Origin of the sequence: Bacillus sp. SIMBA_074 (assembly GCF_046534555.1) — a bacterium.
GTDB classification, from domain to species: domain Bacteria; phylum Bacillota; class Bacilli; order Bacillales; family Bacillaceae_G; genus Bacillus_A; species Bacillus_A mycoides.
In genome coordinates this window covers 1-241 of sequence record NZ_JAWRYM010001127.1, presented here as the reverse complement: position 1 = coordinate 241, position 241 = coordinate 1, and the positions used below count along the sequence as shown (strand labels likewise).

The following is a 241-nucleotide window of genomic DNA, read 5'->3' as shown; positions in this document are numbered from 1 at the left end:
CAGTTTCACTAGATCCCGCTATAGTAACGGATGGTGAATCATTTATCGTCACACAGCAGGTTTTTGAAACACTTGTAAAATACGGGGAAGATAATACGGAAATAAAGCCAGGTCTTGCAGAATCATGGAAAGTTTCAGATGACGCAAAGACATATACATTCAAATTGAAAACCGGCATCAAGTTCCATGATGGCTCGGATTTCAATGCAGAAGCAGTTGTTAAAAACTTTCAGCGCTGGGC

1 protein-coding gene is annotated in these 241 nt (G+C 40.7%); it reads left to right on the top strand.

What is annotated here, in order from left to right; genetic code table 11:
- A partial coding sequence (locus tag SB773_RS34250) for an ABC transporter substrate-binding protein (protein ID WP_410594967.1) occupies positions 1 to 241 on the top strand: 241 nt, incomplete at both ends.